This window comes from Bradyrhizobium sp. CER78, assembly GCF_029846235.1.
Taxonomy (GTDB): domain Bacteria; phylum Pseudomonadota; class Alphaproteobacteria; order Rhizobiales; family Xanthobacteraceae; genus Bradyrhizobium.
Window position 1 is genome coordinate 158204 of record NZ_JARVWP010000008.1, and the last position, 25381, is coordinate 183584.

23 protein-coding genes and 1 tRNA gene are annotated in these 25381 nt (G+C 64.6%); 14 read left to right on the forward strand and 10 right to left on the reverse strand.

The window, feature by feature from the left end:
• Nucleotides 1-4 precede the first annotated feature (4 nt).
• Nucleotides 5-1096, reverse strand: coding sequence for an LLM class flavin-dependent oxidoreductase (locus QDT69_RS19165; RefSeq protein ID WP_279708224.1), 1092 nt, complete (start codon nt 1094-1096; stop codon nt 5-7).
• 367 nt (nt 1097-1463) lie between these two features.
• On the opposite strand from QDT69_RS19165, the gene QDT69_RS19170 reads away from it, so the two are divergent.
• The 6 genes from QDT69_RS19170 to epsC are packed head-to-tail and all read left to right on the forward strand — an operon-like array spanning nt 1464 to nt 6840.
• Nucleotides 1464-2255: an ABC transporter permease subunit gene (locus QDT69_RS19170; RefSeq protein WP_279708225.1), complete on the forward strand. Its 792-nt coding sequence runs from the start codon at nt 1464-1466 to the stop codon at nt 2253-2255.
• Nucleotides 2252-2980: an ABC transporter ATP-binding protein gene (locus QDT69_RS19175; RefSeq protein WP_279708038.1), complete on the forward strand. Its 729-nt coding sequence runs from the start codon at nt 2252-2254 to the stop codon at nt 2978-2980. The genes QDT69_RS19170 and QDT69_RS19175 overlap by 4 nt, the downstream gene beginning before the upstream one ends.
• 20 nt (nt 2981-3000) lie before the next feature.
• Entirely contained in the window at nt 3001-4002 is a 1002-nt protein-coding gene (locus QDT69_RS19180; protein WP_279708039.1) for an NrtA/SsuA/CpmA family ABC transporter substrate-binding protein, read from the forward strand.
• Between the two features lie 23 nt (nt 4003-4025).
• Complete coding sequence (locus tag QDT69_RS19185) at nt 4026-5255, forward strand: acyl-CoA dehydrogenase family protein (protein ID WP_279708040.1); 1230 nt, start codon at nt 4026-4028, stop codon at nt 5253-5255.
• Between the two features lie 43 nt (nt 5256-5298).
• On the forward strand, nt 5299-5871 hold the full coding sequence (locus QDT69_RS19190) for a flavin reductase family protein (protein WP_279708041.1): 573 nt from the start codon (nt 5299-5301) through the stop codon (nt 5869-5871).
• A 15-nt stretch (nt 5872-5886) separates the two neighbouring features.
• On the forward strand, nt 5887-6840 hold the full coding sequence (gene epsC / locus QDT69_RS19195) for a serine O-acetyltransferase EpsC (protein ID WP_279708042.1): 954 nt from the start codon (nt 5887-5889) through the stop codon (nt 6838-6840).
• Nucleotides 6841-6848: 8 nt separating this feature from the next.
• Here epsC and QDT69_RS19200 read toward each other — a convergent pair whose 3' ends face one another.
• From QDT69_RS19200 to QDT69_RS19220, 5 genes are all read right to left on the reverse strand, one after another.
• Nucleotides 6849-7715, reverse strand: a complete 867-nt coding sequence (locus QDT69_RS19200) for an ABC transporter permease (RefSeq protein WP_279708043.1) — start codon at nt 7713-7715, stop codon at nt 6849-6851.
• Nucleotides 7708-8568 carry an ABC transporter ATP-binding protein gene (locus QDT69_RS19205; RefSeq protein ID WP_279708044.1) on the reverse strand — a complete coding sequence of 287 codons (861 nt, stop codon included), beginning with the start codon at nt 8566-8568 and terminating at the stop codon, nt 7708-7710. Before QDT69_RS19205 ends, QDT69_RS19200 begins: the two co-directional genes overlap by 8 nt.
• Nucleotides 8565-9620, reverse strand: coding sequence for an ABC transporter substrate-binding protein (locus QDT69_RS19210; protein ID WP_279708045.1), 1056 nt, complete (start codon nt 9618-9620; stop codon nt 8565-8567). Before QDT69_RS19210 ends, QDT69_RS19205 begins: the two co-directional genes overlap by 4 nt.
• 24 nt (nt 9621-9644) lie before the next feature.
• Nucleotides 9645-10574, reverse strand: a complete 930-nt coding sequence (locus tag QDT69_RS19215; protein ID WP_279708046.1) for a TauD/TfdA family dioxygenase — start codon at nt 10572-10574, stop codon at nt 9645-9647.
• Nucleotides 10575-10675: 101 nt separating this feature from the next.
• Nucleotides 10676-12112 (reverse strand): FAD-dependent oxidoreductase, encoded by a 1437-nt coding sequence (locus QDT69_RS19220; RefSeq protein WP_279708047.1) that lies wholly within the window; start codon nt 12110-12112, stop codon nt 10676-10678.
• A 388-nt stretch (nt 12113-12500) separates the two neighbouring features.
• Between QDT69_RS19220 and QDT69_RS19225 the strand changes: the two genes are divergently transcribed.
• From QDT69_RS19225 to QDT69_RS19235, 3 genes are read left to right on the forward strand one after another with little or no spacing between them, the layout of a single operon-like run.
• On the forward strand, nt 12501-13325 hold the full coding sequence (locus tag QDT69_RS19225) for a methyltransferase domain-containing protein (RefSeq protein WP_279708048.1): 825 nt from the start codon (nt 12501-12503) through the stop codon (nt 13323-13325).
• Between the two features lie 27 nt (nt 13326-13352).
• Nucleotides 13353-14693: an LLM class flavin-dependent oxidoreductase gene (locus tag QDT69_RS19230; RefSeq protein WP_279708049.1), complete on the forward strand. Its 1341-nt coding sequence runs from the start codon at nt 13353-13355 to the stop codon at nt 14691-14693.
• Nucleotides 14690-14977: a tyrosine-type recombinase/integrase gene (locus QDT69_RS19235; protein WP_279708050.1), complete on the forward strand. Its 288-nt coding sequence runs from the start codon at nt 14690-14692 to the stop codon at nt 14975-14977. Before QDT69_RS19230 ends, QDT69_RS19235 begins: the two co-directional genes overlap by 4 nt.
• Before the next feature lie 12 nt (nt 14978-14989).
• Here QDT69_RS19235 and QDT69_RS19240 read toward each other — a convergent pair.
• Nucleotides 14990-15064 (reverse strand) — tRNA-Glu (locus tag QDT69_RS19240).
• Nucleotides 15065-15683: 619 nt separating this feature from the next.
• Between QDT69_RS19240 and QDT69_RS19245 the strand changes: the two genes are divergently transcribed.
• Nucleotides 15684-16136, forward strand: a complete 453-nt coding sequence (locus tag QDT69_RS19245) for a (2Fe-2S)-binding protein (protein WP_074130888.1) — start codon at nt 15684-15686, stop codon at nt 16134-16136.
• Between the two features lies 1 nt (nt 16137).
• Entirely contained in the window at nt 16138-18465 is a 2328-nt protein-coding gene (locus QDT69_RS19250) for a molybdopterin cofactor-binding domain-containing protein (RefSeq protein ID WP_279708051.1), read from the forward strand.
• 277 nt (nt 18466-18742) lie between these two features.
• Here QDT69_RS19250 and QDT69_RS19255 read toward each other — a convergent pair whose 3' ends face one another.
• From QDT69_RS19255 to QDT69_RS19265, 3 genes are all read right to left on the reverse strand, one after another.
• The gene (locus QDT69_RS19255) at nt 18743-20473 is read right to left on the reverse strand and encodes a methanol/ethanol family PQQ-dependent dehydrogenase (protein WP_279708052.1); all 1731 of its coding nucleotides are present in this window, start codon (nt 20471-20473) and stop codon (nt 18743-18745) included.
• Between the two features lie 66 nt (nt 20474-20539).
• Nucleotides 20540-21187, reverse strand: a complete 648-nt coding sequence (locus QDT69_RS19260; protein ID WP_279708053.1) for a Rieske 2Fe-2S domain-containing protein — start codon at nt 21185-21187, stop codon at nt 20540-20542.
• 126 nt (nt 21188-21313) lie between these two features.
• On the reverse strand, nt 21314-21649 hold the full coding sequence (locus QDT69_RS19265) for a hypothetical protein (protein ID WP_050402671.1): 336 nt from the start codon (nt 21647-21649) through the stop codon (nt 21314-21316).
• Nucleotides 21650-21660: 11 nt separating this feature from the next.
• Here QDT69_RS19265 and QDT69_RS19270 point away from each other — a divergent pair, with 11 nt between their 5' ends.
• From QDT69_RS19270 to QDT69_RS19280, 3 genes are all read left to right on the forward strand, one after another.
• Entirely contained in the window at nt 21661-22680 is a 1020-nt protein-coding gene (locus tag QDT69_RS19270; RefSeq protein ID WP_279708054.1) for an RluA family pseudouridine synthase, read from the forward strand.
• A gap of 216 nt (nt 22681-22896) precedes the next feature.
• Complete coding sequence (rpoH, locus tag QDT69_RS19275; protein WP_021077401.1) at nt 22897-23793, forward strand: RNA polymerase sigma factor RpoH; 897 nt, start codon at nt 22897-22899, stop codon at nt 23791-23793.
• Between the two features lie 334 nt (nt 23794-24127).
• Entirely contained in the window at nt 24128-25045 is a 918-nt protein-coding gene (locus QDT69_RS19280; protein WP_279708055.1) for an NADP-dependent oxidoreductase, read from the forward strand.
• Nucleotides 25046-25381: the final 336 nt, after the last annotated feature.

The following is a 25381-nucleotide window of genomic DNA, read 5'->3' on the forward strand; positions in this document are numbered from 1 at the left end:
GCCGTCAGCGCACGCCGGCCCGCACCGGCGTGTCGTTGGCGGCAACCGGCGCTGATGCGCGCACGCGCGGGATGACCTCCCTCGCAAAGCGCTCCATCTCTGCCTCGAAAGGCTGAAACTGCAGCATGAACAACTCGATGCCGGCGGCATGAAAGGCTTGGATGCGGGCCGCCACCTCGTCGTAGCTGCCGACCAGCCCCGCGGCGGTTCCGCCATTGCTGCCGACCCGCGCCGATTTCTGCATGGTCTGCATCATCACGACCTTCGGATCGGTGTTCTGCTTCTGGATCGCCTTGATCGGTGCATCCTTCTTCGACAGCTCGAGCAGTCGGTCATACGCCGCCTGAGCCTCGGCTTGTATCTCGCGCGCGATGACGAAGGCGGACAGACCGAAGCGCAGTGGCGTGGTGGCCCGTGACCGGGCCGCGACATCGGCGATCAGGCCAGCGACATCGTCCAGCGGCTGGCCGTTGATGAACCAGACGTCGCCGTGGTCCGCGACCAGCGCACGCGCCGGCTCCGATTCACCACCAACGTAAATCAACGGCCGAGACCGGTAGAGGCTCGCCGGACGCAGCGCATAATCGCGGACGTCGAAATGTTCGCCTTTATAGGTTAATCGCTCACCCTGCATCAGACGTGACACCACGGTGATCCACTCGCGCCCATAAGCATAGCGGGCATCGTGCTCGGCAAAACCGATGCCGGCCTTGTCGAGCTCCGGCTTATTCCAGGCGTTGACCAGGTTGATGGCAAAACGACCGCGGCTGATGTTCTCGATGCCAAGTGCGAGCTTTGCGAGCACGACCGGATGATAAAGATAGGGCTTGATCGCAGCGATGATCTCGATCCGGCTGGTCAGCGCCGCAAGCGCCGCCGATGCGCTCCACGCTTCGAGCTGGTCGAGATCCTCCTGGTGCGGATTGATCGTGTGCTGCGCAATCAACGTTGAATCATAGCCGAGCCGCTCGGCGGCCAGCACGAGATCGCGATTGCGTTCCCAGGACGCATCATAAGGCTCGTCGGGATCCTGATAGGCGGCGCGCGAACCGTGCACCAGCGCCCAGATGCCAAAGCGGAGCGGTCGTGTCGTCATTTGTTGTCTCTCCTGCGTCCTGTCGCGTTGTTTTCGCGCCAGCAACCACAAGAGATCAAGCGAGCGTGCATCAAAAGATATTCCTTGCCGTGTCCCACGCTCGGGTAACCGAGAAACACTCCGGAGCGTACGACAATTGAAAAACCGCTCTATTTCTGTCTGCAGAAAATCGTGGGACAGTTTGCGGCATGTAGACAACACGTCACGCAACGCGATGCGACAGCGTCCGTCGCGCGAGCGAAGAACTGCGTGACAACAGAAGAGCACGCAGGATGACGCAGGACAGATTACCTTGAGCAATCTCGAGCAGACGGCGTCACCAGTTGCGTTCGACGCCGCACCGCGCGGCGACACGACCGCCGCACATATTCCAAGGCGCAGGCTCGAGATTGGTCGGCGCGGCTTGCAGCTTCTGTCGTGGCTGGCGCCGGCCATCCTGCTTGTGGTCTGGGAACTCCTGGCACGGGGCGGATGGCTGTCACCGCAGGTGCTGCCGGCGCCGAGCAAGGTCATCGGGACGGCATTCAGGCTGACGACCTCGGGAAGCCTGCTGAACGATCTCGGCGTCAGCCTGCTGCGTGCCGTCGCCGGTTTCGCGATCGGTGGCGGCGTCGGTTTCGTGCTCGGCACCCTGGTCGGCTTCTCGCGGATCGCCGAGGCCGCGATCGACCGCAGCGTCCAGATGATCCGCGCCATTCCGTTCCTCGCCGCACTGCCGCTGGTGATCGTCTGGCTCGGCGTCGGTGAGGCCGAAAAGATCTTTCTCGTGGCGCTCGGCGTCACCTTTCCGATCTACATCAACACCACGCTGGGAATCCGGCAGGTCGATCCGAAGCTGGTCGAGCTCGGCCGGGTCCAGGGCCTCGGCACGCTGGAGTTGATCCGCCGGATCGTCCTGCCGGGCGCATTGCCCTCGATCCTGACCGGCGTGCGCTATGCGCTCGCTACTGCGTGGCTGGCACTGGTGGTCGCTGAAACCATCGGCGCCCAATCCGGGATCGGTTTCCTTGCGATGGATGCGCGCGAGTTCCTGCGCACCGATGTAATCGTGCTAACGATCGTGATCTACGCGCTGATCGGTGTTGCGGCGGACGGCATCGCGCGCAGCCTCGAGCGACGGCTGTTGGCCTGGCATCCGAACTACGGGAGCGCGCGATGACCCTGCACGTCGTCCCCGCCCTTACCGCGGTCTCGCCCGCAGTGATGGTGACCAACCTCCGGCGCGCCTATGGCAATCGCGTCGTGATCGAAAACCTCAATCTGCGCATCGAGCGCGGCGAGTTCGTCGCCCTGCTCGGCGAGAGCGGTTGCGGCAAGACCACGCTGCTGCGCGCGCTCGCCGGGCTCGACCCGGTCGACGGCGGACGCATCGCAGCGCCCCGGCGGCCCGCGGTCGTGTTCCAGGAACATCGCCTGCTGCCATGGGACAGCCTGTGGCGCAACGTCTCGCTTGGCTTGCAGGTCGGCAATCCGCGTGATCGCGCCGCAACGGCACTCGCTGAAGTCGGCCTCGGCGACCGGCTCGACGACTGGCCACGGAACCTGTCCGGAGGGCAGGCACAGCGCGTGGCCCTGGCGCGCGCGCTGGTGCAGGAGCCTGAACTCCTGCTGCTCGACGAACCCTTCGCCGCGCTCGACGCGCTGACACGCATCCGCATGCACGACCTCGTCCGCGAGCTCGTCGCCACCCATCGGCCCGGCGTGTTCCTGGTCACCCATGATGTCGACGAGGCGATCGCGCTGGCCGACCGCATCCTGGTGATGCGCGACGGCCGGATCGCCTTCGAGCATCGCACGCGTGGTCGCGGCGGAGCATCGATCGCCCGTACCGAGCTGCTCGCCGAGCTCGGCGTCGGCGCCACGCATCCCGCTCCTGCTGCCTGATAATTTCAAGGACAAGCTTCATGTCTCGTTCAATCGCAAAACCCTCCCGCCGCGGCTTCCTCGGCGGCGCCGCGTTCGGCATCGGCGCCATCGCTGGCTTCAACTTCCCGGACATCGCGCAGTCGGCAACCGACCGCGTTACCGATACCGTCCGCCTCACCTGGGGCCTCAGTGGCCTCAATCTGATCGCCAAGGAGCGCGGAGCATTCGAGAAGCTGCTGGCCAAGGACGACATCAAGGTCGAATGGCTGGGTCCGTTTCCCAACCATGCCCCGACATTGCAGGCGGTGACCGGCGGCAGCGCCGATTTCAGCTTCGGCGGCAGCACGACGCCGGCGCTCGCGGCGATCATCGCAGGCTCGCCGCTCGTCTTTACCCAATTCGTGGTCTACGAACCGCGCACCACGGCGATCATCGCCAAGGACGATTCCGGCATCACCAGGATCGAGGACCTCGTCGGCAAATCGGTTGCGGTGAACCGCTCCGGCCTCGGCGAGTTCCTGCTCGTTGCCGCGCTCGAGAAGCACAAGGTCGACCGCTCCGCGGTGAAGTTCGTCTACCTCAATCCGCCGGATGCCGCGCCGGCGCTGGCGTCCGGCAAGGTCGACGCCTGGTCGATGTGGAGCCCCGGCGTCGACATCGCCCGGCTCGACTACAAGGCGCACGACATCTTTCTCGAGGGTCGCGATCTGGATTTCCAGATCGACTACACGTCGTATTTGACCACGAGGAAGTTCGCGACCGAGAATCCCGCGCTGGTGCGCGCCGTCAACGACGCTTTCCGCGCCGAGGGAAAGTGGATTTCAGAGAACGGCAAGGACGCTGAATACATCGCGCAGAAGGCCGGCAAATACAGCGACCAGGTGCGCGACCAGTTCATCGCACTGGACCGCAAGTATCGTTACTTCCCGGTCAATGACGAGAACTTCCTGTCCGAGCTGCAGAAGGCGGCCGATTGGCTGGAGGCTCGCAAGGTGCTGCCCGAGCCGATCAAGGTTACCGACCATCTCGCGCAGCTCTGATCAACCAACTCCGGGTGAAACCAATGAACAAGCCTGTCCCAGCCACCGCGCTGGCCTCGTCCGATCCTCTTCACAGCCAATCGCCTGACATCGACGCACTGTTGAACCGCATTGCTGAGGGGGCCAGCGATCGCGAGCGCGAGCGCGTTTTGCCCTTTGCTGAGATCGATCTCATCCGCAAGGCGCGGCTCGGCGCGCTGCGGCTTCCGACCGAGGTCGGAGGCGGAGGCGCATCGATCCGCGCGCTGTTCGAACTCGTGATCCGTCTCGGCGAGGCCGATGCGAATGTCGCGCACATCCTGCGCAACCACTTCAGCGTCGTGGAGCGGCTGGTGCGTCGGCCGCAGGACGCCCAGCACTGGCAATGGCAAGAGGCCGTCGCAGCCGGCGCCATCATCGGCCTTGCGGCCACCGAGCTCGATACGCCGAAGGTCGGCAACGTCACGCCGAACACGACGCTGACGGCCGACGGCGACGACTATCTGCTCAACGGCACCAAATATTACAGCACCGGCACGCTCTACTCCGACTATGTGCTGGTGCGGACAGCAGATGCCTCGGCCACCAATGCGGCTGTCCTGATTCCCGTCAATCGCGAAGGCATCGAGCTGGTCGACGACTGGGACGGCCTCGGCCAGCGCCTGACCGCGACCGGCACCAGCCATTTCCGCAATGTCCGCGTCAAGCGCCAGGAGGTGGTGTTCGACGCACCCGACGCCGGCTACGGCATCCCCTACTCCAACACGTTTGCGCAACTGTTCCTCACCGCCATCAACGCCGGCATATCTCGCGCGATCCTGCGTGACGCAACGGCGCTGGTCCGATCCCGCAAGCGGACCTTCTACTACGCCCCGAGCGAGATTCCTGCCGACGACCCGCTGCTGCAACAGACCGTCGGCCAGATCGCGAGCGGCGCATTCGCAGCCGAAACGGTGGTGCTGGCGGCGGCCGATGCCCTCGACATTGCGACCGATGCGTTCGACGCCGGCGATGCCAGCGCCGCCGACGCCGCGCACCGGGCGGCGTTGCTGTCCGCAAAGGCCAAGATCGTCGCTGACGAGTTCGCGATCCGGAGCGGCAGCCTACTATTCGACGTCGGCGGCGCCTCCGCCACCAAGAAGGCGACCAACTTCGACCGTCACTGGCGCAATGCGCGCACCCTGGCCTCGCACAATCCGAACGTCTTCAAGACGCGCTCGATCGGGCAATACGAGATCAGCGGCACGCCGCTACCGGCGAAGGGCTTCTTCTGATCGAAGCATCTGGTCCGGCGAGGCAGGAAGAGGGAGACACTCGATGAGCAAGCCGGATATCCATCTCGTCGATGCAAATGACGAGATCGAGCGCCAGTTCCGTCTCGTCATGCGCCGCCTCGCCGGCGGCGTCTGCGTGATCACCGCGGGCCTGGGCGAAGACATCACCGGCATGACGGTGACCTCGCTGACGTCACTCAGCGCCGCACCGCCGCGGGTCCTGGTCAACATCAATCGGCAGGCGTCGTCCTTTGCCCAGATCGCCCGCCACCGGGTGTTCGGCGTCAATATCCTCGGCTCCGACCAGCAGGCGCTGGCGGAGCGCTTCAGCAATGGCCGCCTGAAGGGCCGCGAGCGCTTCGAGGGCATCGCCTGGACCCGTGGCTCGTCGGGCGTGCCGTTGCTCGAACGCTCGCTGGCAATGGTCGAATGCCAGGTCGAGGAAATCATCGAGCGGCATTCCCACGCCATCATCGTGGGCCGCCTCGCCAGCATGGAGCTGTCGCACCGGCTGTCCGGCCTCACCTACTGGAACGGACAGTATGTCCAGATCGATCACGAGACCGATCTCGATCTTCTGGCCGAGGTCAGCATCCCCCTTGCGCACGTCCGATAGGACCGGGAGCAGCCCATGAAACGCGAAACGCCGCCACAATCGCCCGCATCATCGGTCGGCACGGCAGGAAGGCCGCCCGGCCGCTGGCAGCTCGACCGCATCGTTGCCGAACTGCGGGTCTCCCGGGAAGAGACCCACAGCATCCGGCAGGACGGCGAGGCCCGGCGCGCGCCATCGCGCGATACGCTCGATGCGATCCTCGACGGCCTCACCGAGGCGCTATTTCCGCGGCACTACGGGCAGTCGGACCTCGACGGCGAGAACATCGACTATTTCGTCGGCAACAGGCTGAGCATCGCGCTGGATTCGCTCAGCGCCCAGATTCACCGCGGAGCGCTGTTCGTCGGCGATGAGCTCGAGCCCGGCTTCGAACGAGAGGAGGCGGTCGAGCTGACGCGTGCATTCGCCTCCCAGCTGCCGTCAGTCCGCGGGCTTCTCATCAGTGATTTGCGGGCGGCCTTCGTCGGTGATCCCGCCGCACGGAACTTTCCTGAAATCCTGATCGGCTATCCCGGCATGACCGCGGTCATCCATCATCGCCTCGCGCATCTCCTGTATCGTCTCGGCGCCCGGCTGATCGCCCGCCTGATGTCCGAGATCGCTCATGCGCGAACCGGAATCGACATCCATCCAGGCGCCAGCGTCGGCTCCGGCTTCTTCATCGATCATGGCACCGGCGTCGTGATCGGGGAAACCGCCATCATCGGCAACCATGTCCGGATCTATCAGGCCGTCACGCTCGGCGCGCGGCATTTTCCGACCGACGACGAAGGCAGCGTCATCAAGGGCGACGCCCGCCATCCGATCGTGGAGGATGACGTCGTCATCTACGCCGGCGCCACCATCCTCGGCCGCATCACGATCGGCCGAGGCTCCACCATCGGCGGCAATGTCTGGCTGACCAAGGACGTGCCGCCGAACAGTGTGGTCACTCAGGCCAGCGTCCGGAATACGCCGGCGGGAGCCTAGGCCGGCGTTTACGCCGCCGGCTTCCATCGCATGAAACGCCGCTCCAGCGCCTCGAGCACGGCGTTGAACACGAGGCCGATCACGGTGATCCCGAGGATGCCGAAATACATCTGCGGGATCAGGAAGCTGTACTGGCTGTTGATGATGAGATAGCCAAGACCCGCCTTGGCGCCGACCATTTCGGACGCAACCAGCACCAGCATCGCCGAAGCGCTGGCGAGACGAATGCCGACGAAGATGGTGGGAAGCGCCGCCGGCAGGATCACCTTGCGAAACAATTGTTGCGGTGTCGCACCCATCGTTCGCGCCGACTTGATCAGGAGCGGATCGACCTGCTTCACCGCCGCGATGGTGTTGAGCAGCAGCGGCCACGCACAGCTGTAGATCACCATCGTGATCTTGGAGAGCTCGCCGATCCCGAGCAGCAGGATGAACACCGGCAGCAGCGCCAGCGGCGCGGTATTGCGGCAAATCTCGATGAACTGGTTCAGCAGATCACCCAACCGGGCATACCACCCGACCGCGAGGCCGAGCGGGACGATCACGACAACCGAGACCAGAAACCCGCTCAGCGCGCGCAGCAGGCTGGCCGATACGTCGTCATAGAGCTCGCCGGTCTGTGCGAGCTGCCAGCCGGCGGAGATCACCTCCGAGAACGGGGGCAGGAATACCGGATCGATCAGCCCGAGCCTCGGCGCCGCCTCCCACAGTGCAAGCAATGCAACCACCAGCAGCGAGCGGCGGCCGAAGCCAGCCAATCCCCGTAGCGTGGCGCGGAGCCCATCCAGAGCCGGCGCGGGTCTCCCCGCACCGGATCGCGGCTCGCGCCGCTCACGCGCCGGCCCCAGCAATGGCGATATCTCAAGGCTAGACATGGGCCACCTCTTTTACTTCACGGTCGAGGCGACGCGCGGCGACGCCGCCCGCCAGTTGTTGCGCCTTCTGCACCTCTTCGCGCAGCAGGCTCCAGACCTCGTGGCGCACCTCGCCGAATTCCGGCAACGCCCTGATGTCCTCGGCCTCGCTGCGCAGCACTCCGGGGATATCGATGACCTGCTTGATCCGGCCGGGGCGCGACGTCATCACCGCGACCCGCTGCCCCAGCACGACCGCCTCGTCGATGCCGTGGGTGATGAAGACGATGGTCTTGCCGGTCGCGCGCCAGATCCGCAGCAGTTCGCCCTGCAGCGTCTCGCGCGTCTGGGCGTCGAGCGCCGCGAACGGCTCGTCCATCAGCAGCACTTCCGGATCGTAGGCGAGGCTGCGCGCGATCGCGACGCGCTGCTTCATGCCGCCGGAGAGTTCGTGCGGATAGCGATCTGAAAAGCCGGACAGGCCGACCAGGTCGAGGAAGTGCTCCGCAATCTCGCGCCGCTGCCCGGCCTTAAGGCCAGCGATGTCGAGCCCGAACTCGACATTCTGCGCAGCGGTGCGCCAGGGAAACAGCGCATATTGCTGGAACACGATTCCGCGATCGCGACCTGGCCTGGAGATCGGGCGACCATCGAGCAGGATGCGGCCGCTGGTCGGTGTCGTCAGGCCGCCGAGCAGATCGAGCAGGGTCGATTTTCCGCAGCCGCTTGGGCCGACCAGCGCCAGGAACTCGCCGGAACGAACGTCGAGCGTGATGTCCTCGAGCGCCGTGAAGCGCCCCGCCGGACGGCCGCCCTCACCGCGCGTGATGAACTCCTTGCGGACCTGCTCGAAGCGGATCTTGACCGCGCTCATCGTGCCTCCGCAGTCTTGCCGGGACGGAAATAGTTGAATTCGTTGGTGTAGGCGTCCGCGGCCTTGATCTGACCCGGCTTGAGCAAACCGTCCTTCACCAGCCAGTCGATCCAGACCTGCAGTTCGGCATCCGAAATCACCCCGCCCTTGGACGCAACGCCGGTGCTCTTCCAATATTTGATGGAGGACGCATCCTCGTTGCGCTTGCGCTCGGCGATGATCTTGTCAAAGCGCGCCCGCACTTCTTCCGGCGGTGTGGTCTGCGCCCACTGGATTGCGCGCGAGATGCCCTCGACCAGCCTGCGCGCGGCATTGGGATTGTCCTTGATAAACCTGTCCCGCAGCACATACGCGCCGCCGGTGAACTGGCCGAACAGATCGGTATCGTTGAACAGCGAACGGATCCCGCCGCGTTCCAGCGCCTTGTCGCGCAGCACGCCGCTGAGTGCGCTGACCTCGACCTGGCCCTGCCGCAACGCCTGCTCGCCCGAGACCGGCGGGATCGCCACCAGCGTCACCTGCCTGGCCTCGCCGGCGCTGAGCCCGTTGCGCGCGAGATATTCGCGCAGCACGAATTCCAGATGGGCGCCGAGCGTGTTCACGGCGACCTTCTTGCCCATCAGGTCGCGCGCGCCCTTGATCGGGCTATCGTCCTTCACAAAGTAGCCGTAATAGGTGTTGGCGTCGGAACCGTAGTAGCCGACCACGGCCTTGATCGGCGCCCTCGCCGCGATCAGCTTGAGGATCGCGCCGTAAAAGGCGCCGCCGATATCGGTATCACCGGTGACCACAGTCTGGATGTCCTGCGGACCGCTGATGGTGTTGCCGACCCATTTGAGCTTGAGCGGCGCGAGATAGCCGAGGTCTTCCGCGAGCTCGGTGAACGTCACCTGCCCGGCCCAGCCCTGATAGCGGATCTCAGTCTTCTCGAGCGGGGGCTCGGCGACGGCGGGCGCGACGAGGCCCAACGCGAAGGCTCCTGCGAGCAGGAGGCGCGCAGCCCGGCGCGCGGCGGCGCGCCGCGCGCGAACAAATCGAATGATGGCGTTCATCTGTTGCTCCAATCGCTGAAATGCTCAGGCGGCCTTCGCGGCCTGCGGTTTCGGCGACTTGATCCGCGTCACGCTGTGCCGGCCGTCGATGCTGACCGGCACCTCGCCGCCGATGGTGGCGCGGCGCACCACGCGATGCTGGTCGCCATAGTCGTTGACGGCGTAATGCTGGGTGGCGCGATTGTCCCAGATCGCGACGTCCCCGGTCTGCCAGTTCCAGCGCACGGTGTTCTCGGGTGCGGCAATGTGCGACTGGAACAGGTCGAACAGCTTTTGGCCGTCATACTTTGGCAAGCCGACGAAACGCTGCACGAAATTGCCGAGCACCAGCGTACGCTCGCCGGTCTCGGGATGGACCCGCACCACCGGATGCTCGGTCTCGTAGATCGTGCCGGTGAACACCTCGTCGAAATGCTTCCTGTCCGCCTCGGTCGCGCGCGACTTCACGGCGTAGTCATAGGCGTTGCTATGCACCGCCCAGAGCTCGTCAGCGAGCTTGCGCAGTGGCGACGGCAGATCCAGATAGGCGGCCGCCGTGTTCGACCACACGGTATCGCCGCCATAGGGCGGAATCACCACGCCACGCAGCACTGAGATTTTCGGATAGGCGTCGACGAACGTCACGTCGGTGTGCCACTGGTCGGCCCGGCCACCGCCGCGGCCCGAATCCAGTTCCAGGATCGACGACGTTCCCTTGATCGCGGCGATCGTCGGATGCGGCACGAGCTTGCCGAGCCGCACCGCAAAGCGCTCCTGCTCGGCGTCGTCGAGATGCTGCTGGCCGCGGAAGAAGATCACCTTGTGCTCGAGCAGCACCTGGTTGATGGCGCGAATGACTTCATCTGAGAGGTCACCCGATAGTTTGACGTTCCTGATCTCGGCACCAAGCCGGGCCGCGCGCTTGACGATGTCTGCGCGCGGAATGACGTTGTCGATCGTCGTGGTGTTGCTCATGGTCCTGTTCTCACCCTTGCGATCCCCTGGACAAGGCTCCGCCATGCGCCGGTCGCGTGAACGACGGCGGAGGTTGATGACATTATTCCTGTGCGTGCGCCCTACTCGGCCGCAACATGCTCCGGCGGTCGCCAGATCGCCGATGCGTACAGCTCCGGCGCAAAATCCTCCGCAATCGCTCCGTTGATGCGCGCTTCATGGGAGGCGAGATCCGCCAGGAACAGATCGCGGCTGATCCGCGCCACGATCGCCGGAATATCGCGCTTGAAGCTCGGCACGTCTCCGACCGGCAGGCCAAAGCTGACGAAGGCCGCCGGATTGAAGACGTGGATATCCCTGAGATACGGCGCGCGGCCCGGCACCTTCTCCAGATATTCATGCCCCGACCCGAGATACGGATAGGCCGCCAGCGTCTCGTCGCGCTGGTCCGCGGGCGGCGCAAAACGATCCCGCCACAACAGGATTTCGTCTGCAAAATCCCGCAGCTCGGCCTGCGCGCCGAGGCTCACGGCATAGCCGGTGCCCGCGATCGCAAAGTCGAAGCCGAATTCGCCATGCGGCGTTTCCGCGACCGGACGTACGCCCTGCAATCGTGCCGAGGTCCAGGGCGCCCCGAGGTGCAGATGGAAATTGGGGAAGGACACCGCGCGCGAGATCGCATCCGGCGGCGGGGTCGAGCCGGCTAGCCGGAAGCGGATTGCCTGCTGCCAACGCACCGCGTCCGGGAGCGCGCCGTAATTGTCATAGGCACCCGGATAGCCGCGGATCCGGATCACCGGCAATGCGGCCAAGGACTCGCGCCGCGCGAACAGATGGACATCGCGCGCGCCGGCCTCGAGCGCGACCGCCGCGGCATCGAACGCCGATGCGGCGCTCCCGATCACGGCGACGGAGCGGCCGCGCAGGCTCCTGAAGTCGATTGCCTCGGAAGTATGCACATAGAACCGCTTCGGCAGGCCTTGCAAGACCTCCGGCACCGACGCGCCGCCGCTTCCGGCAAAGCCGGTGGCGAGCACCAGCTTCCGCGTGGTCTCGATAACAGCCTTGCCGTTCCGCTCCAGATGCAGTCGCAAATGCCCGTCCGCCGGTTCGATGCGGACCAATCGCGTGCTGTAGCGAACGGCAAGGCCCGTGACCTTGCGATACCAGTCGAGATAGGCCGCCCAATCGAGCCGCGGGATGCGATCGAGCGCGTCATAGGCGGCCGCGCCATGGCGCGCTTCATACCAGGCCTGGAAGCCGAGCCCCGGCAAGCCGAGCTCCGGTCCCGGCAACCCCTTCGGCGTCCGCAGCTTGTGCATCCGCGCGCTGGTCAACCACACACCCGCTTTGGCGCCGTCAGCCGCGGCATCGATCACCGAGACCTTGCCGATCCCGGCGCGCCGAAGCGCAAAGGCAAAGGCGGAGCCGGATTGCCCGCCGCCAACCACGACCACGTTGTGATCGATCCCTGCGCGCTCGGGGACCCAGTTTTGTGGATCGGGACCGATCAGGCGAAGCGCCTCGCGGGCAACGCCGTCGGGTTCGGATTGCGGCATGGTGCAGAACCTCGTTTTGACGTTGCAAATCGTAAAAGCGATCGACGTTCAGTCAATGAAACGAATCCAGCTTTGTTTTCGACGGCGAGCAATGTTCGCTTCGTCGGCGGCACACCTGCGGGAAAATTTGCGATGATCGTGATCCGCTCGACCATCTCGCGCGCTTTGCAACGCGCAAAATCGAGCAATCAACATGCGAAGCGGCCTCACGCCCCGGCTTTGGCCGTCATCGCGAGCGCACTCGTCTCCGATCGGCAACCTCCCCATAAGGTTCATGCTCGGCGTTCGCGCAACAACGCAAATTCATTTCACCGGCGCCGACGTAGAGTTCTTGGCAATGCTCGCGTCGAAGGTCGGCGCGTTGCCGTGAAGCAAATGGACGGATCGAATGCCGCAATCCGCAGGCGCCATCAGCCTTGAGCACGACACGCCGGAGCTCGCCCGCTCTTATGACGAAGCAGGACTGGTTCAGTTCCGGCACGGCAAGTTCCTGATCGGGCCGCTGGCGATCCGGTCCGGCGAGCATGTGCTCGATATCGGAACCGGCACCGGAAGGCTCGCGGAATTCGTCGCCGGCCTGGTCGGCCCGGACGGCCGCGTGATCGGCATCGATCCGCTTGCCGGCCGCATCGAGATCGCGCGGCTGCGGCAGGCGGACAATCTCCAGTTCGACACCGGCCGTGCGGAGGATCTCTCGCGCTTCGCCGACGCCCAGTTCGACGCGGTCTATCTCAACAGCGTGTTTCACTGGATTGCCGACAAGGACGGCGCCCTGCGGGAAATTCACCGGGTGCTCAAGCCGGGCGGCCGCCTTGGACTGAACGTGCAGGATCCATCCCGGCCGCATCAATCCCGCGTGCTGCTCAGCCAGGCAATCGCCGAAGCAGGTCTTGGCGATCGCCGTCAGGATTCCAATCCCGTGCTCGGATCGACCGACGAAGAGCTTGCGGCACTGTTCGCAGCCAACGGCTTCACTGGTTACCGCAGCGAGCTGCGCGCGCTGGTCGACATCCATGACGATGCCGATTCGCTGCTGCGCTGGTCGGAAGCAAGCGCCTTCGGAAACTTTCTCGAAGCCTTCCCTCCAGCCGAGCGCAGCCTGGTGCGCCAGGCCTTCGCCCGGCTCGTCGAGGACAAGCGGACGCCCGAGGGCCTGTCGCTCGAGCGGTATCTTCGCTTCGCGTTCGCGCGCAAGGCGCCGGCCGCCAACTGATCCGATCCATTTTCGCAAGGTCCAGCCATGAGCAAGCGGCAGCTATCCCTCAATTTCTTCATCTACCCGGACGGCCATCATGAGGCTGCCTGGCGCTACAAGCACTCAACTCCCGATCGCCTGCTCGATGTTACGTACTATCAGGAGCTGGCGCAGCGCGCCGAGGCGCACAAGTTCGACGCGATCTTCTTCGCCGACGGCCCTGCGTTGGCCGACAATGTCCGGCACGCCGCGCGGTTTCGGCTCGAGCCGATCACCCTGCTCACCGCGATCGCATCCGCCACCAAGCGCATCGGCCTGATCGCGACGGCATCGACGACCTATACTGAACCCTACAATCTGGCGCGCCTGTTCGCCTCGCTGGATCACCTCAGCCGCGGCCGCGCCGGCTGGAACATCGTGACGACGAGCTCGCCGCAGGCGGCGCAGAATTTTGGCCTGCCCGAACACCCGCCGCATCACGAGCGCTACGAGCGGGCGCGCGAATATCTCGATGTCATCACGCGGCTGTGGGACAGTTGGGAAGACGATGCGCTGGTCAATGATCCCGCATCGGGCGTCTTCGCCGACACCGCCAGGATCCATGCCATCAACCACGTCGGAAAGCACTTCCGCGTCCGCGGCCCGCTCAACGTCTCGCGAACGCCGCAGGGACGCCCGGTCTATGTGCAGGCCGGCTCGTCCGACGACGGACGCGCCTTCGCGGCGCGCTTCGCGGAAGCGATCTTCACCGCCCACCAGACACTGTCGAGCGCCCAGGAGTTCTACACCGACATCAAGCGTCAGGCCCGCGCGTTCGACCGCGGTCCCGATCAGATCAAGATCCTGCCCGGCATCAGCCCGTTCATCGCCAGTTCGCAGCTCGAGGCAGATCGGCTGCAGGAGGAGTTCAACGAACTGATCCAGCCGGAATATTCGCTGGCCCAGCTCCGTCAGATGATCGGCCTCGACCTCTCCGGTTTCGACCTCGACGGCCCCTTCCCGCGCCATCTGATCGACACCGACAGCGCGCGCGGCGTCGCCAGCCGGTTCAAGCTCGTCGTCGACATCGTCGATCGCGAGAAGCCAACTATTCGTCAGCTGGTGCAACGCCTCGCCGGCGCGCGCGGCCATTGGGTGATCGCCGGCCCGCCGGAGAAGATCGCCGACAACATTCAGACCTGGTTCGAGAACGGCGCCGCCGACGGCTTCAACGTCATGCCGCCCTGGCTGCCCGGCGGCTTCGATTTGTTCGCCGACCAGGTCGTGCCGATCCTGCGGAAACGCGGTCTGTTCCGCCACGACTACGACGGCACGACGCTGCGCGATCATTACGGGCTGAAACGCCCGGCAAGCAGCTATTCTAATGCGATCCACGCCATCGCGTGAACGCCAGGCAAGCGGGGATCTTCGACCTATCCTGCCGGCCGCACGGCTTGCGCAAGACACTCGGACGTCGGATGGCCGACGCCGGATGTACCGCGCACGAGATCATGGCGGTGCTTGGCCATCTAACGTTGGCTGAAGCCGAGCGCTACACACGTGAAGCTGACCGCCGGCGCGGCGGTCGCCGCGCGATCCTGAAGCTTGAAGATCACAAGGCGAACAGAATTCCCCAAACCTCTTCTGACAGTTTGGGGAAACTGCCAAAAATCGAAAGGAAATCAAGATGAAGGGAAGATCGCTGGCGCTCCCTAGGGGAATCGAACCCCTGTTTCAGCCTTGAGAGGGCCGCGTCCTAACCGCTAGACGAAGGGAGCGTTGAGGGACAGGCAATAGCCTTGAAATCCCCCCGCCGCAAGGTGCCTTGTGCATTGCGGCGGGGATTTTGTCATCCATGCTTTACGAAAGTCGCCTCAAAAGGCCCGCCGTCGTAACCACCTGTCATTCCGGGGCGCGCGAAGCGCGAACCCGGAATCTCGCGCCATTACCTCTGGATTCCGGGTTCATCGCTGCGCGATGCCCCGGAATGACGATGTCGGACGGATGCCGCCTTCCTTGCGCGCATAAGCAGCGATGCGGCCGCGCCGATTGCATGACGGCCACCTCCGGATGTCATGTCTGCGTCGCACACGGCCCTGCTTTTGACAAACCGCAAATGCAAAACGGCTGCCTCTAGAACACCTGCCTGTGAAGTCACTCGCCGCCTTGCTCTGCTAACATCGCAGCCCTTCACCATGCTGCGCCGGGCAAGGCGCTCGAGAAGCAAAGAGGAGTGCTTGGAACAAAGCGCAGAACCTTGGCGCACGACAATTTGGCTCACCAACGTCTTCACAAACATCTTGGCAAAACAAACATCAGCGCGGCCGCAGGCGATGGAAGACGTTCCGCACCTCGCGCCGCAACCGGTCAATAGCTTAGGCAGAGCGAGGACAGACCATGATCAAACTAAAAATCAACGGCCAGGAACAGAATTGGGACGGCGACCCGGATCTTTCGCTGCTCTGGTATCTGCGTGACGAAGCCGGGCTCACCGGCACCAAGTTCGGCTGCGGCCAGGCGCTGTGCGGCGCCTGCACCGTGATCATCGACAAGGAGGCGGTGCGCGCCTGCATCACCTCGGTGTCCGACGCAGCCGGCCGCGAGGTCACCACCATCGAGGGGCTGCATCCGACCGGCGACCATCCGGTGCAGAAGGCGTGGCGCCAGGTCAATGTTCCGCAGTGCGGCTATTGCCAGGCCGGCCAGATCATGCAGGCCGCGGCGCTCTTGGACCAGAACCCGAAGCCCAATCACGACCAGATCCGCGAAGCCATGTCGGGCAACATCTGCCGCTGCGGCTGCTACCAGCGGATCGAGAATGCCGTGCATCTCGCATCGACGGGGGTGTGACATGAATATCCGCACCAATATCCCCACAAATTCTCGCAGACTTCGCGGCTTCGAGAAGCAATTGAAGGTCGAGAATCTTTCTCGCCGCAGCATCCTGAAAGGGCTCGGCATCGCCGGCTCCTTCGTGCTCGCCGCCCCCGTGATGACGCGCCAGGCGTTCGCCTATGAAACCGGTGCCGGCAAGATGCCGCATGGCGTCGTGGTCGACCCGCGCGTGTTCGTCGCGATCGCGCCCGACGGCATCGTCACCATCCTGGCGCACCGCTCCGAGATGGGCACCGGGGTGCGCACCAGCCTGCCCCTGATCGTCGCCGAGGAGATGGAGGCCGACTGGTCGCGCGTCCATGTCCAGCAGGCGCATGGCGACGAGGTCAAGTTCGGCAACCAGGACACCGACGGCTCGCGCTCAACGCGGCACTATCTGATCCCGATGCGCCAGATCGGCGCCGCCGCGCGCGCGATGCTGGAAGCCGCCGCCGCCAAGAAATGGGGCGTGCCGGTCACTGAAGTGAAGGCGCAGAACCACGAGGTCGTGCATTCCGCGAGCGGACGCAAGATCGGCTTCGGCGATCTCGCCGCCGATGCCGCCAAGGAACAGGTGCCCGATATCAAGGACCTCAAACTGAAGGAGGCGAAGGACTTCCGCTATCTCGGCAAGGGCCAGGTCTCGATCGTCGATCTGCACGACATCACCACCGGCAAGGCGCATTACGGCGCCGATACCCGCCTGCCCGGCCTGAAATACGCCGTCATCGCCCGCCCGCCGGTCACCGGCGGCAAGGTCAAGTCGTTTGACGACAGCGCGGCGATGAAGGTGCCGGGCGTCGAGAAGGTGATGGAGGTCAAGGGCTGGCCGTGGCCGTCCAAGTTCCAGCCGCTCGGCGGCGTCGCCGTGATCGCGCGCAACACGGGTGCCGCGATCAAGGGCCGCGACCAGCTGAAGATCGTCTGGGATGACGGCGCCAATGCCAAATACGACTCCGTGACCTATCGTGCGTCCCTCGAAGAGGCTGCGCGCAAACCCGGCCTCGTGGTGCGGAAGGAAGGCGATGTCGATGCGGCGCTGAAGAGCGCCGACAAGGTCATCACCGGCGAATACTATCTGCCGCATCTCGCCCATGTCAGCATGGAGCCGCCGGTCGCGGTTGCCAATGTGACGGGCGACAAGGCCGAGATCTGGGCGCCGGTGCAGAGCCCCGGCGGCACCCGCGAGGATGTCGCCAAGACGCTCGGGATCCCCGAGGACAATGTCACCGTCAACGTGACGCTGCTCGGCGGCGGCTTCGGCCGCAAGTCGAAGTGCGACTTCGCGCTGGAGGCGGCTTTGCTGTCGAAGGAACTCGGCGCGCCGGTCAAGGTGCAGTGGACCCGTGAGGACGACGTCCATCACGACTTCCTGCACACGGTCTCCGTGGAACGGATCGAGGCCGGTCTCGACAAGAGCGGCAAGGTGATCGCGTGGCGGCACCGCAGCGTGGCGCCGACCATCGCCTCGACCTTCGCCGCCGGTGCCAACCACGAAGCGCCGTTCGAGCTCGGCATGGGCCTGATCGACAACCCGTTCGAGATCGCCAACCTGCAGTGCGAGAATCCGGAAGCGGCCGCGATGACGCGGATCGGCTGGTTCCGCTCGGTCTCCAACATCCCGCGCGCCTTCGCGGTGCAATCCATGGCCGGGGAGATCGCGCATGCGACGAACCGCGACCAGAAGGACATGCTGCTGGAGCTGATCGGATCGCCCCGGATCGTCAACCTGTCCTCGGTGAAGGATCCCTGGAACTACGGCGAGCCCTATGAGAGCTACCCGATCGACACCGCGCGGCTGCGCAAGGTGGTCGAACTGGTCGCCGAAAAGGGCGAGTGGGGCCGCACGGTGCCGAAAGGCCACGGCCTCGGCATCGCGGTGCACCGCTCTTTCGTCAGCTACATCGCGACCATCGTCGAGGTGGCGGTCGACGACAAGGGCAAGTTCACCGTGCCGCGGGTCGATACCGCGATCGATTGCGGCACTTACGTCAATCCGGAGCGCATCCATTCGCAGATCGAAGGTGCTGCGATCATGGGGCTGAGCCTCGCCAAATACGGCGAGATCAGCTTCAAGGACGGCAAGGTCCAGCAGAGCAATTTCGACGACTTCCCGGTGATCCGGATGGACGAGTCGCCTGGCATCACCAACGTCTACATCGTGCCGCCCGGCGCGGACACGCCGCCCAGCGGCGTCGGCGAACCCGGCGTGCCGCCGTTTGCTCCGGCGCTGATCAACGCGATCTTCGCCGCCACCGGAAAGCGCATCCGCGCATTGCCGATCGGCAAGCAGCTGGAGACGTGAGTCTGGTCGACCGCTAGACGAAAAGATCGGACGCCCGCGACGCTTTGTTCGCGGGCGTCTTGCTTGCAAGGCAGGATGATTTTGGATCGTCGCGGAATCGCACACCGTCATTGCGAGCGAAGCGAAGCAATCCATCGCTCCGCATATGCGGAATGATGGATTGCTTCGTCGCTGTCGCTCCTCGCAATGACGCAAGCGCGGACCGGGAAGCGGCCGGTCTCCCCAACCGCCGCTCCCCGATCGCATCGCCCCCTGTCGGAACGTCGCGCGTCTCTTTCTACTTCTTATCGAGCGCGAACACCCAGATCACGCCGCCTTGCGGGACGTTGTTCTCGAAGCCCTTGACCTTGCCGGCCAGCGCATCCTGGATGCGCTGCGCGTCGACGCCCCAGCCCGACTGGACCGCGATGTACTGCGTTCCATCGACCTCATAGGACATCGGCATCGCCATGATGCCGGAGTTGGTCTTCTGCTCCCACAACAGCTCGCCGGTCTTGGCGTTGAAGATGCGGAAGGCGCGATCGTTGGTGCCGCCGGCGAGAACCAGATCGCCTGCGGTCGCCGTCACCGCGCCGAACAGCTGCGACGTCTTGTAGTCGTGCTGCCAGACCTTCTTGCCGGTGACCGGATCCCACGCCTGCAACTCGCCGAAATGATCGGCATTCGGCGCCGGGATCAACCCGATGTCCTCCGGCTTGGTGCCGAGCCAGAGCTGGCCCGGAACCAGCGGCTGCTTCTCGCCGGTGAAGCCGCCGCAGAAGTTTTCGTTGGCGGGCACATAGACGAGCTTGGTGTTCGGGCTATAGGCCGCGGACGGCCAGTCCTTGCCGCCCCACAGTGACGGGCAGAACTCGACCCGCTTGCCGAGCACCGGCTTGTGCTCGGGATCGACGATCGGCCGGCCGGTCTCGGCCTCGATGCCCTTCCAGACGTTGGTCTTCACGAACGGCCAGCCGGCGACATAGTTGATCTTGTCCGGCTTGCGCTCCAGCACCCAGAAGATCGCGTCGCGTCCCGGATGGACCAGGCTCTTGAACGACCGTCCGTCGCGCTGCATGTCGATCAGCATCGGCGCATCGACCTCGTCCCAGTCCCAGGAATCGTTCTGGTGATACTGGAAATGGGTCTTGATCTTGCCGGTGTCGGGATCGAGCGCGAGCACCGAGCTGGTGTAGAGGTTGTCGCCGGCATGCATCGAGCCGGGCCACGGCGCGGCGTTGCCGACGCCCCAATAGACCGTCTTGGTGTCCTTGTCGTAGGTGCCGGTCATCCAGGCCGATCCGCCGCCCGACTTCCAGTCGTCGCCGCTCCAGGTCTCGTGACCGGGCTCGCCTTCGCCGGGGATGGTGAAGGTGCGCCACAGCTCCTTGCCGCCGTTCGCGTCGAACGCGGCGACATAGCCGCGCACGCCGAACTCACCGCCGGAGCCGCCGACGATCACCTTGCCGTCGACGGTGAGCGGCATCAGGGTCATGTACTGGCCCTTCTTGTAGTCCTGGACCTTGGTGTCCCAGACCACCTTGCCGGTCTTGGCGTCGAGCGCGACCACGTGGTCGTCGGTCGTCGCGAGATAGAGCTTGTCCTCCCACAGGCCGACGCCGCGGCTGGTCGGATGCAACTGGAACAGATCGTCGGGAAGCTGCCGCTTGTAGCGCCAGTACTCCTCGCCGGTCTTCGCGTTGAGCGCGATCACCTGCCCCATCGGGGTCGCGACGAACATCACGCCGTTGTTGACGATCGGCGGCGCCTCATGGCCCTCGATCACACCGGTCGAGAAAGTCCAGGCCGGCTTGAGGTCCTTGACGTTGGATGTGTTGATCTGGTTGAGCGGACTGAAACCCTGTCCGTCATAGGTCCGGCGATAGAGCATCCAGTTGCCGGGTTCGGGATTTTCGAGACGCTGAGACGTCACCGGACTGTAGTTTTCGATCGGCCCCGCGACGGCGTAAGTCGAAATGAGGCACGTGAACGCGACACAACTCGACAGTAACCACTGCTTGCTTGTCATGAGATGCTACCTCCCTGCTCTGTTTTTTCAGTTTTATTTAGGTCATGCAGATATCCCGATGTGGCCTCATCCTCCCTGCTGAGCACCCACCTTCCCGACGAATGGCGCTGCGACCGTGATCGCGCCGTCCGCAACCGTCAGCGGCAATGCCGCGAGGCGACGTGGCGCCGGCCCGAACACGACCTGCGCATTCTGCCGCGGATCGTATTCGGAGTTGTGACAGAGACATTTCAGAACGTTCTTGTCGCCCTGCTCTTGCTTCACCCAGGCGGTGATCGGACATCCGGCGTGCGAGCAGATCACGGAGTAGCAGACGATGCCGTCAGGCGCGCGGGCGCGCGTCGCATCGTCGAGCTCGTTCGGGTCGAGCTTGACCAGCACGACCTCGTTGAGCCGCGAACCTTTGCGGACGACCGAGGTCTTCGGGTCCTGCGGCCAGGCGCGAATGGGCGGCCCGCCCAAGATCAGATCATCCGACTTGATGACCTGGCCGGCCTTGTCGCCTTCGGCGCGCACAAGCACATCGGCTTTTTGCGGTCGCTCACTGGCGCCGGGCTGATCTTCATCGTCGGCGGCCGCGGGCTCGATTGCGGCAAGACAGGCGCAGCCCGCGAGCGCAGTCAACACCGCGCGGCGCGTCGGATCGGTGCACGACCCCACTGCATCGGATTCACCGGACTGTTCGATGGAAGCGTTGGGGTTGGGTTGCGACATGGCGCAAGCTGAACGTGCAACTCGGCCGAAAAGATGGCGGCACATCTTCTCGATGCGCGAACGCATGCGCAAAAAATACACTGCAGCTTTTGGTTGATCGCGTGCGCGGCTTCGCGATTGCGAAGGTCAGGGCTCGTTGACGAAGCTCAGCCTGCCGACAGGTTTCAGCGTCTTTGCATCAAATGTGCGGATCTCTGTTGCACCGCCTATATCGAGCGTGAGCACCAGCCGCTCGCCGGCGACGCCGGTTGCGACGATGCGGGCGCCTTTCGGCAGCGCAGCAGTGACGTCGGATACCGAAACGGGGCTTCCCTCGCTGCGATAAAGGCGGTAGCCGATGGCAATCAACACGACGGCCACGGCCAGTGCCGAGGTCAGGCCCGCGATCAGCATCATGCGCCGCACCCGCGCGATCAGCGCGGCCTGGTCGGGGGTCGGTTCGGTCACAGCGGTGTCGGTCATCACAAGGCTCTATGTCTTTGCAACAAGTCTCTTCGAATGGCGGTCGGAAGCTGGAGGTCATCGTCGCGGGCGACGAGGGCTCGGCCCGGCTTGACCGCGTGCTCGCACAGCGCACTCCGGAGCTGTCGCGGTCCCGGCTGAAGGCGCTGATCCTCGCCGGTTCCGTGACCGTCAAGGACGCCGTCGTCCGCGACCCCGCTTATCATGTCGCTAGCGGCGATACGATCATAATCGACGTGCCCGAGGCCGCCCCCGCGGAGCCGAAGGGTGAGGACATCGCGCTCGATATCGTGTTCGAGGACGACGACATCATCGTCATCGACAAGCCCAGGGGCCTGGTCGTGCATCCGGCTGCCGGGCACGCCACGGGAACGCTGGTCAACGCGCTGATCGCCCATTGCGGCTCGAGCCTGTCCGGCATCGGCGGGGTCAAGCGGCCGGGCATCGTGCACCGGCTCGACAAGGACACCACCGGGCTGATGGTAGTCGCCAAGAACGACCAAGCCCACCAGTCGCTGACGGCGCAATTCGCCGACCATGGCCGCACCGGCCCGATGGAGCGCGGCTACATGGCGTTCGCCTGGGGCGTGCCGAACCGGCCGCACGGCACGATCGACGCGCCGATCGACCGCCACCCGCATGCCCGCGAGAAGATGGCCGTGCGCCAGGGCGGTCGCGAGGCGATCACCCATTTCGAGGTGCTCTCGAGCTTTGCCGGCCGCGACGGCAAGCCGGTCGCCTCGCTACTGGCCTGCCAGCTCGAGACCGGGCGGACCCATCAGATCCGGGTCCACCTCGCCCATCTCGGCCATCCCCTGATGGGTGACAGCGTTTACGGCGCCCACTTCAAGACCAAGGCCGGACAGCTCAGCGCGGAAGGTAAGCACGCACTTACCGCCCTCGACCGGCAGGCCCTGCACGCCTATCTGCTGGCTTTGGAGCACCCCCGCACGGGGGAACTTTTACGCTGGGAGTCGCCCTTGCCGGAGGATTTGCTTCTCCTGGAACGGGCGCTGGCAGCGGCGGTATGACGCACCCCTCCTGGAAAAGTCCTGTCATGACAACAGGTTATACCTGCCACACGGGGACGTGACGTCAGCAATCCTTCCCTATCACGGACAGTTTGGTGTATGTTGCACCTGCGCTGAATATCCAGCGCGGAACATCGCAGCATGGCCGGCTTTAACCCAGCGGCCACCTGCCGGGCCCGCCGCTATCGGGGGTCTGAACCACTGGAGGGCGCTCGAATGGCCCGTACAGCTACGCTGCCGGTTCTCAATGGAGAATCCGGCCTTTCACGATACCTCGCCGAGATCCGCAAGTTCCCCATGCTGGAGCCCCAGCAGGAGTACATGCTCGCCAAGCGTTGGCGCGAGCATGACGATCGCGACGCGGCGCATAAGCTTGTCACCAGCCATCTCAGGCTCGTGGCCAAGATCGCCATGGGCTATCGCGGCTACGGCTTGCCGATCTCCGAGGTCGTCTCGGAAGGCAATGTCGGCCTGATGCAGGCGGTGAAGCGATTCGAGCCCGAGAAGGGCTTCCGTCTCGCCACTTACGCCATGTGGTGGATCAAGGCGTCAATACAAGAGTACATCCTGCGTTCCTGGTCGCTCGTGAAGATGGGCACCACCGCGAACCAGAAGAAGCTGTTCTTCAACCTGCGCAAGGCGAAGAGCAAGATCTCCGCGCTGGAAGAGGGTGATCTCCACCCCGACCAGGTGAAGCTGATTGCCAAGCGCCTCGGCGTGACCGATCAGGACGTGGTCGACATGAACCGCCGCCTCGGCGGTGACGCGTCGCTCAACGCCCCGATCCGCGACGACGGCGAAGCCGGCGAATGGCAGGACTGGCTGGTCGACAACTCGCCCAACGCCGAAGCCCTGATGGCCGAAAGCGAGGAGTTCGATCATCGCCGCCAGGCCCTGAACGGTGCGATCGGCGTGCTCAACCCGCGCGAACGCCGCATCTTCGAGGCGCGGCGTCTGGCGGATGAGCCGATGACGCTGGAAGACCTCGCCGCCGAGTTCGGCGTGTCGCGCGAGCGCGTGCGGCAGATCGAGGTCCGCGCGTTCGAGAAGGTGCAGTCGGCCGTCAAGGGCACGATCGCCCGTCAGGAAGCAGCTCTCGAAGCCGCGCATTGATTGCGCGGCACTGAGCCAACAGACACGAAAGCCGGCAGCAACGCCGGCTTTTTTGTTTTTGTCCGTAGGATTGGTGGAGCTCGCATCCATTGAGCTTGGTACAGCCAAATTCGGCAGTCTTGGTCCTGTTCTTATGACCAGGCGCAACGCATCTATGCTGGCGCCAGCGACCGGAGGGATCCATCAGATCTGGTGCTCCGGCCAATGCGGACAGTGCAGATCGCGAGCGCGGAGCCTGGAGTTCCGCACTGCCTGGCGTTTGTTGATAGGCGGCGCTTTCGTGCTCGCTGCAACATCTCCACCCATGAGACAAATGATCGAGGAGACAGTTCCTATGAAAGCGATCGTTGTAACGAACCAGGCCGCGGGAACGGCCGGGATGAAGTTAGTGGACCGGCCCGAGCCGAAAGCAGCGATAAACGACGTCGTCGTTCGGGTTCATGCGTCGGGATTTGCCCCGACCGAGCTGACGTGGCCGTCGACCTGGACCGATCGCCTCGATCGAGACCGGACACCGTCGATCCCTGGGCACGAGCTCGCCGGAGTGGTCACCGCGCTTGGATACGGCACGACGGGACTGTCAGTGGGCCAGCGGGTGTTCGGCCTCGCGGACTGGTATCGCGACGGCACGCTGGCCGAGTATGTGGCGATCGAGGCACGAAACCTCGCACCGCTGCCGGGCGACGTCGAGTTCACGGTGGGCGCCAGCCTGCCGATCTCGGGTCTGACTGCATGGCAAGGGCTGTTCCAGCACGGCCGCCTTCGGGCGGGGCAGAGCGTCCTCGCACATGGCGCGGCCGGTGCAGTTGGATCGATGGTGACGCAACTCGCACGCGAGGCCGGCGCCTACGTGATCGGCACGGGACGCTCCGCCGACCGTCAGACCGCGCTCGACCTGGGCGCGAAGGAGTTCGTCGACCTGGACCATGACGTCCTGGAAGACGTCGGCAAAGTCGATCTCGTGTTTGATATCATCGGCGGTGACATTCAGAAGCGGTCCGCAGGACTTATTCGAGCCGGAGGAACGCTGGTGACCATCGTCGGGCCGGCCGAAGCACGGCCCTCCGGCGGACTTGCGGTCGACTTCGTCGTTGAGGCCGATCGTGTCCAACTGAGTGAGATCGTCCAGCGGGTGCGCGACGGACGACTTCGGACGCACATCGGCAAGGTCTCATTCCTCGACGATGCCGTCGCCGCCCTAAATCCGACCGAGCGACGCAAGGGGAGCACCATCATTTGCATTCGTCGCTGAGCGACGCGCCGATTGATGCAGCCTCAGTCTGCGTAGGATGGGATGGGTCGAGCCAACGGGGATGGCTTTTGGCATGGGCTCAGAAGCAAAGACGCGCTCTTGGCCATGCCCGCCAATGACCATGCGCTCATTCAAGCCAGTCGAGAACGAAATTAGCTTGCCTTGCTTGGAGTCCTTTAGCACTCTCAGGCAAGGAGGCCGATGCATGAAAATAATGACCGTCGCGTGCGCTCTCGGAGCGGCCTTGGTGCTGTGCAACCTCGGGACGTCTGGTGCTGAAGCCCGAACGCGGAAGGCACAGGTCGTGCATGAACCGAGAAGGGTTATTATCCCGGG

Coding starts and splice junctions, on each gene's coding strand:
- epsC (WP_279708042.1), top strand. CDS start 5,887: ATGAAACGCGAAACGCCGCCACAATCGCCCGCATCATCGGTCGGCACG.
- QDT69_RS19260 (WP_279708053.1), bottom strand. CDS start 21,187: ATGTCGCAACCCAACCCCAACGCTTCCATCGAACAGTCCGGTGAATCC.
- QDT69_RS19250 (WP_279708051.1), top strand. CDS start 16,138: ATGAATATCCGCACCAATATCCCCACAAATTCTCGCAGACTTCGCGGC.
- QDT69_RS19180 (WP_279708039.1), top strand. CDS start 3,001: ATGTCTCGTTCAATCGCAAAACCCTCCCGCCGCGGCTTCCTCGGCGGC.
- QDT69_RS19215 (WP_279708046.1), bottom strand. CDS start 10,574: ATGAGCAACACCACGACGATCGACAACGTCATTCCGCGCGCAGACATC.
- QDT69_RS19230 (WP_279708049.1), top strand. CDS start 13,353: ATGAGCAAGCGGCAGCTATCCCTCAATTTCTTCATCTACCCGGACGGC.
- QDT69_RS19225 (WP_279708048.1), top strand. CDS start 12,501: ATGCCGCAATCCGCAGGCGCCATCAGCCTTGAGCACGACACGCCGGAG.
- QDT69_RS19175 (WP_279708038.1), top strand. CDS start 2,252: ATGACCCTGCACGTCGTCCCCGCCCTTACCGCGGTCTCGCCCGCAGTG.
- QDT69_RS19165 (WP_279708224.1), bottom strand. CDS start 1,096: ATGACGACACGACCGCTCCGCTTTGGCATCTGGGCGCTGGTGCACGGT.
- QDT69_RS19220 (WP_279708047.1), bottom strand. CDS start 12,112: ATGCCGCAATCCGAACCCGACGGCGTTGCCCGCGAGGCGCTTCGCCTG.
- QDT69_RS19190 (WP_279708041.1), top strand. CDS start 5,299: ATGAGCAAGCCGGATATCCATCTCGTCGATGCAAATGACGAGATCGAG.
- QDT69_RS19210 (WP_279708045.1), bottom strand. CDS start 9,620: ATGAACGCCATCATTCGATTTGTTCGCGCGCGGCGCGCCGCCGCGCGC.
- QDT69_RS19205 (WP_279708044.1), bottom strand. CDS start 8,568: ATGAGCGCGGTCAAGATCCGCTTCGAGCAGGTCCGCAAGGAGTTCATC.
- QDT69_RS19200 (WP_279708043.1), bottom strand. CDS start 7,715: ATGTCTAGCCTTGAGATATCGCCATTGCTGGGGCCGGCGCGTGAGCGG.
- rpoH (WP_021077401.1), top strand. CDS start 22,897: ATGGCCCGTACAGCTACGCTGCCGGTTCTCAATGGAGAATCCGGCCTT.
- QDT69_RS19270 (WP_279708054.1), top strand. CDS start 21,661: ATGTCTTTGCAACAAGTCTCTTCGAATGGCGGTCGGAAGCTGGAGGTC.
- QDT69_RS19280 (WP_279708055.1), top strand. CDS start 24,128: ATGAAAGCGATCGTTGTAACGAACCAGGCCGCGGGAACGGCCGGGATG.
- QDT69_RS19245 (WP_074130888.1), top strand. CDS start 15,684: ATGATCAAACTAAAAATCAACGGCCAGGAACAGAATTGGGACGGCGAC.
- QDT69_RS19265 (WP_050402671.1), bottom strand. CDS start 21,649: ATGACCGACACCGCTGTGACCGAACCGACCCCCGACCAGGCCGCGCTG.
- QDT69_RS19255 (WP_279708052.1), bottom strand. CDS start 20,473: ATGACAAGCAAGCAGTGGTTACTGTCGAGTTGTGTCGCGTTCACGTGC.
- QDT69_RS19185 (WP_279708040.1), top strand. CDS start 4,026: ATGAACAAGCCTGTCCCAGCCACCGCGCTGGCCTCGTCCGATCCTCTT.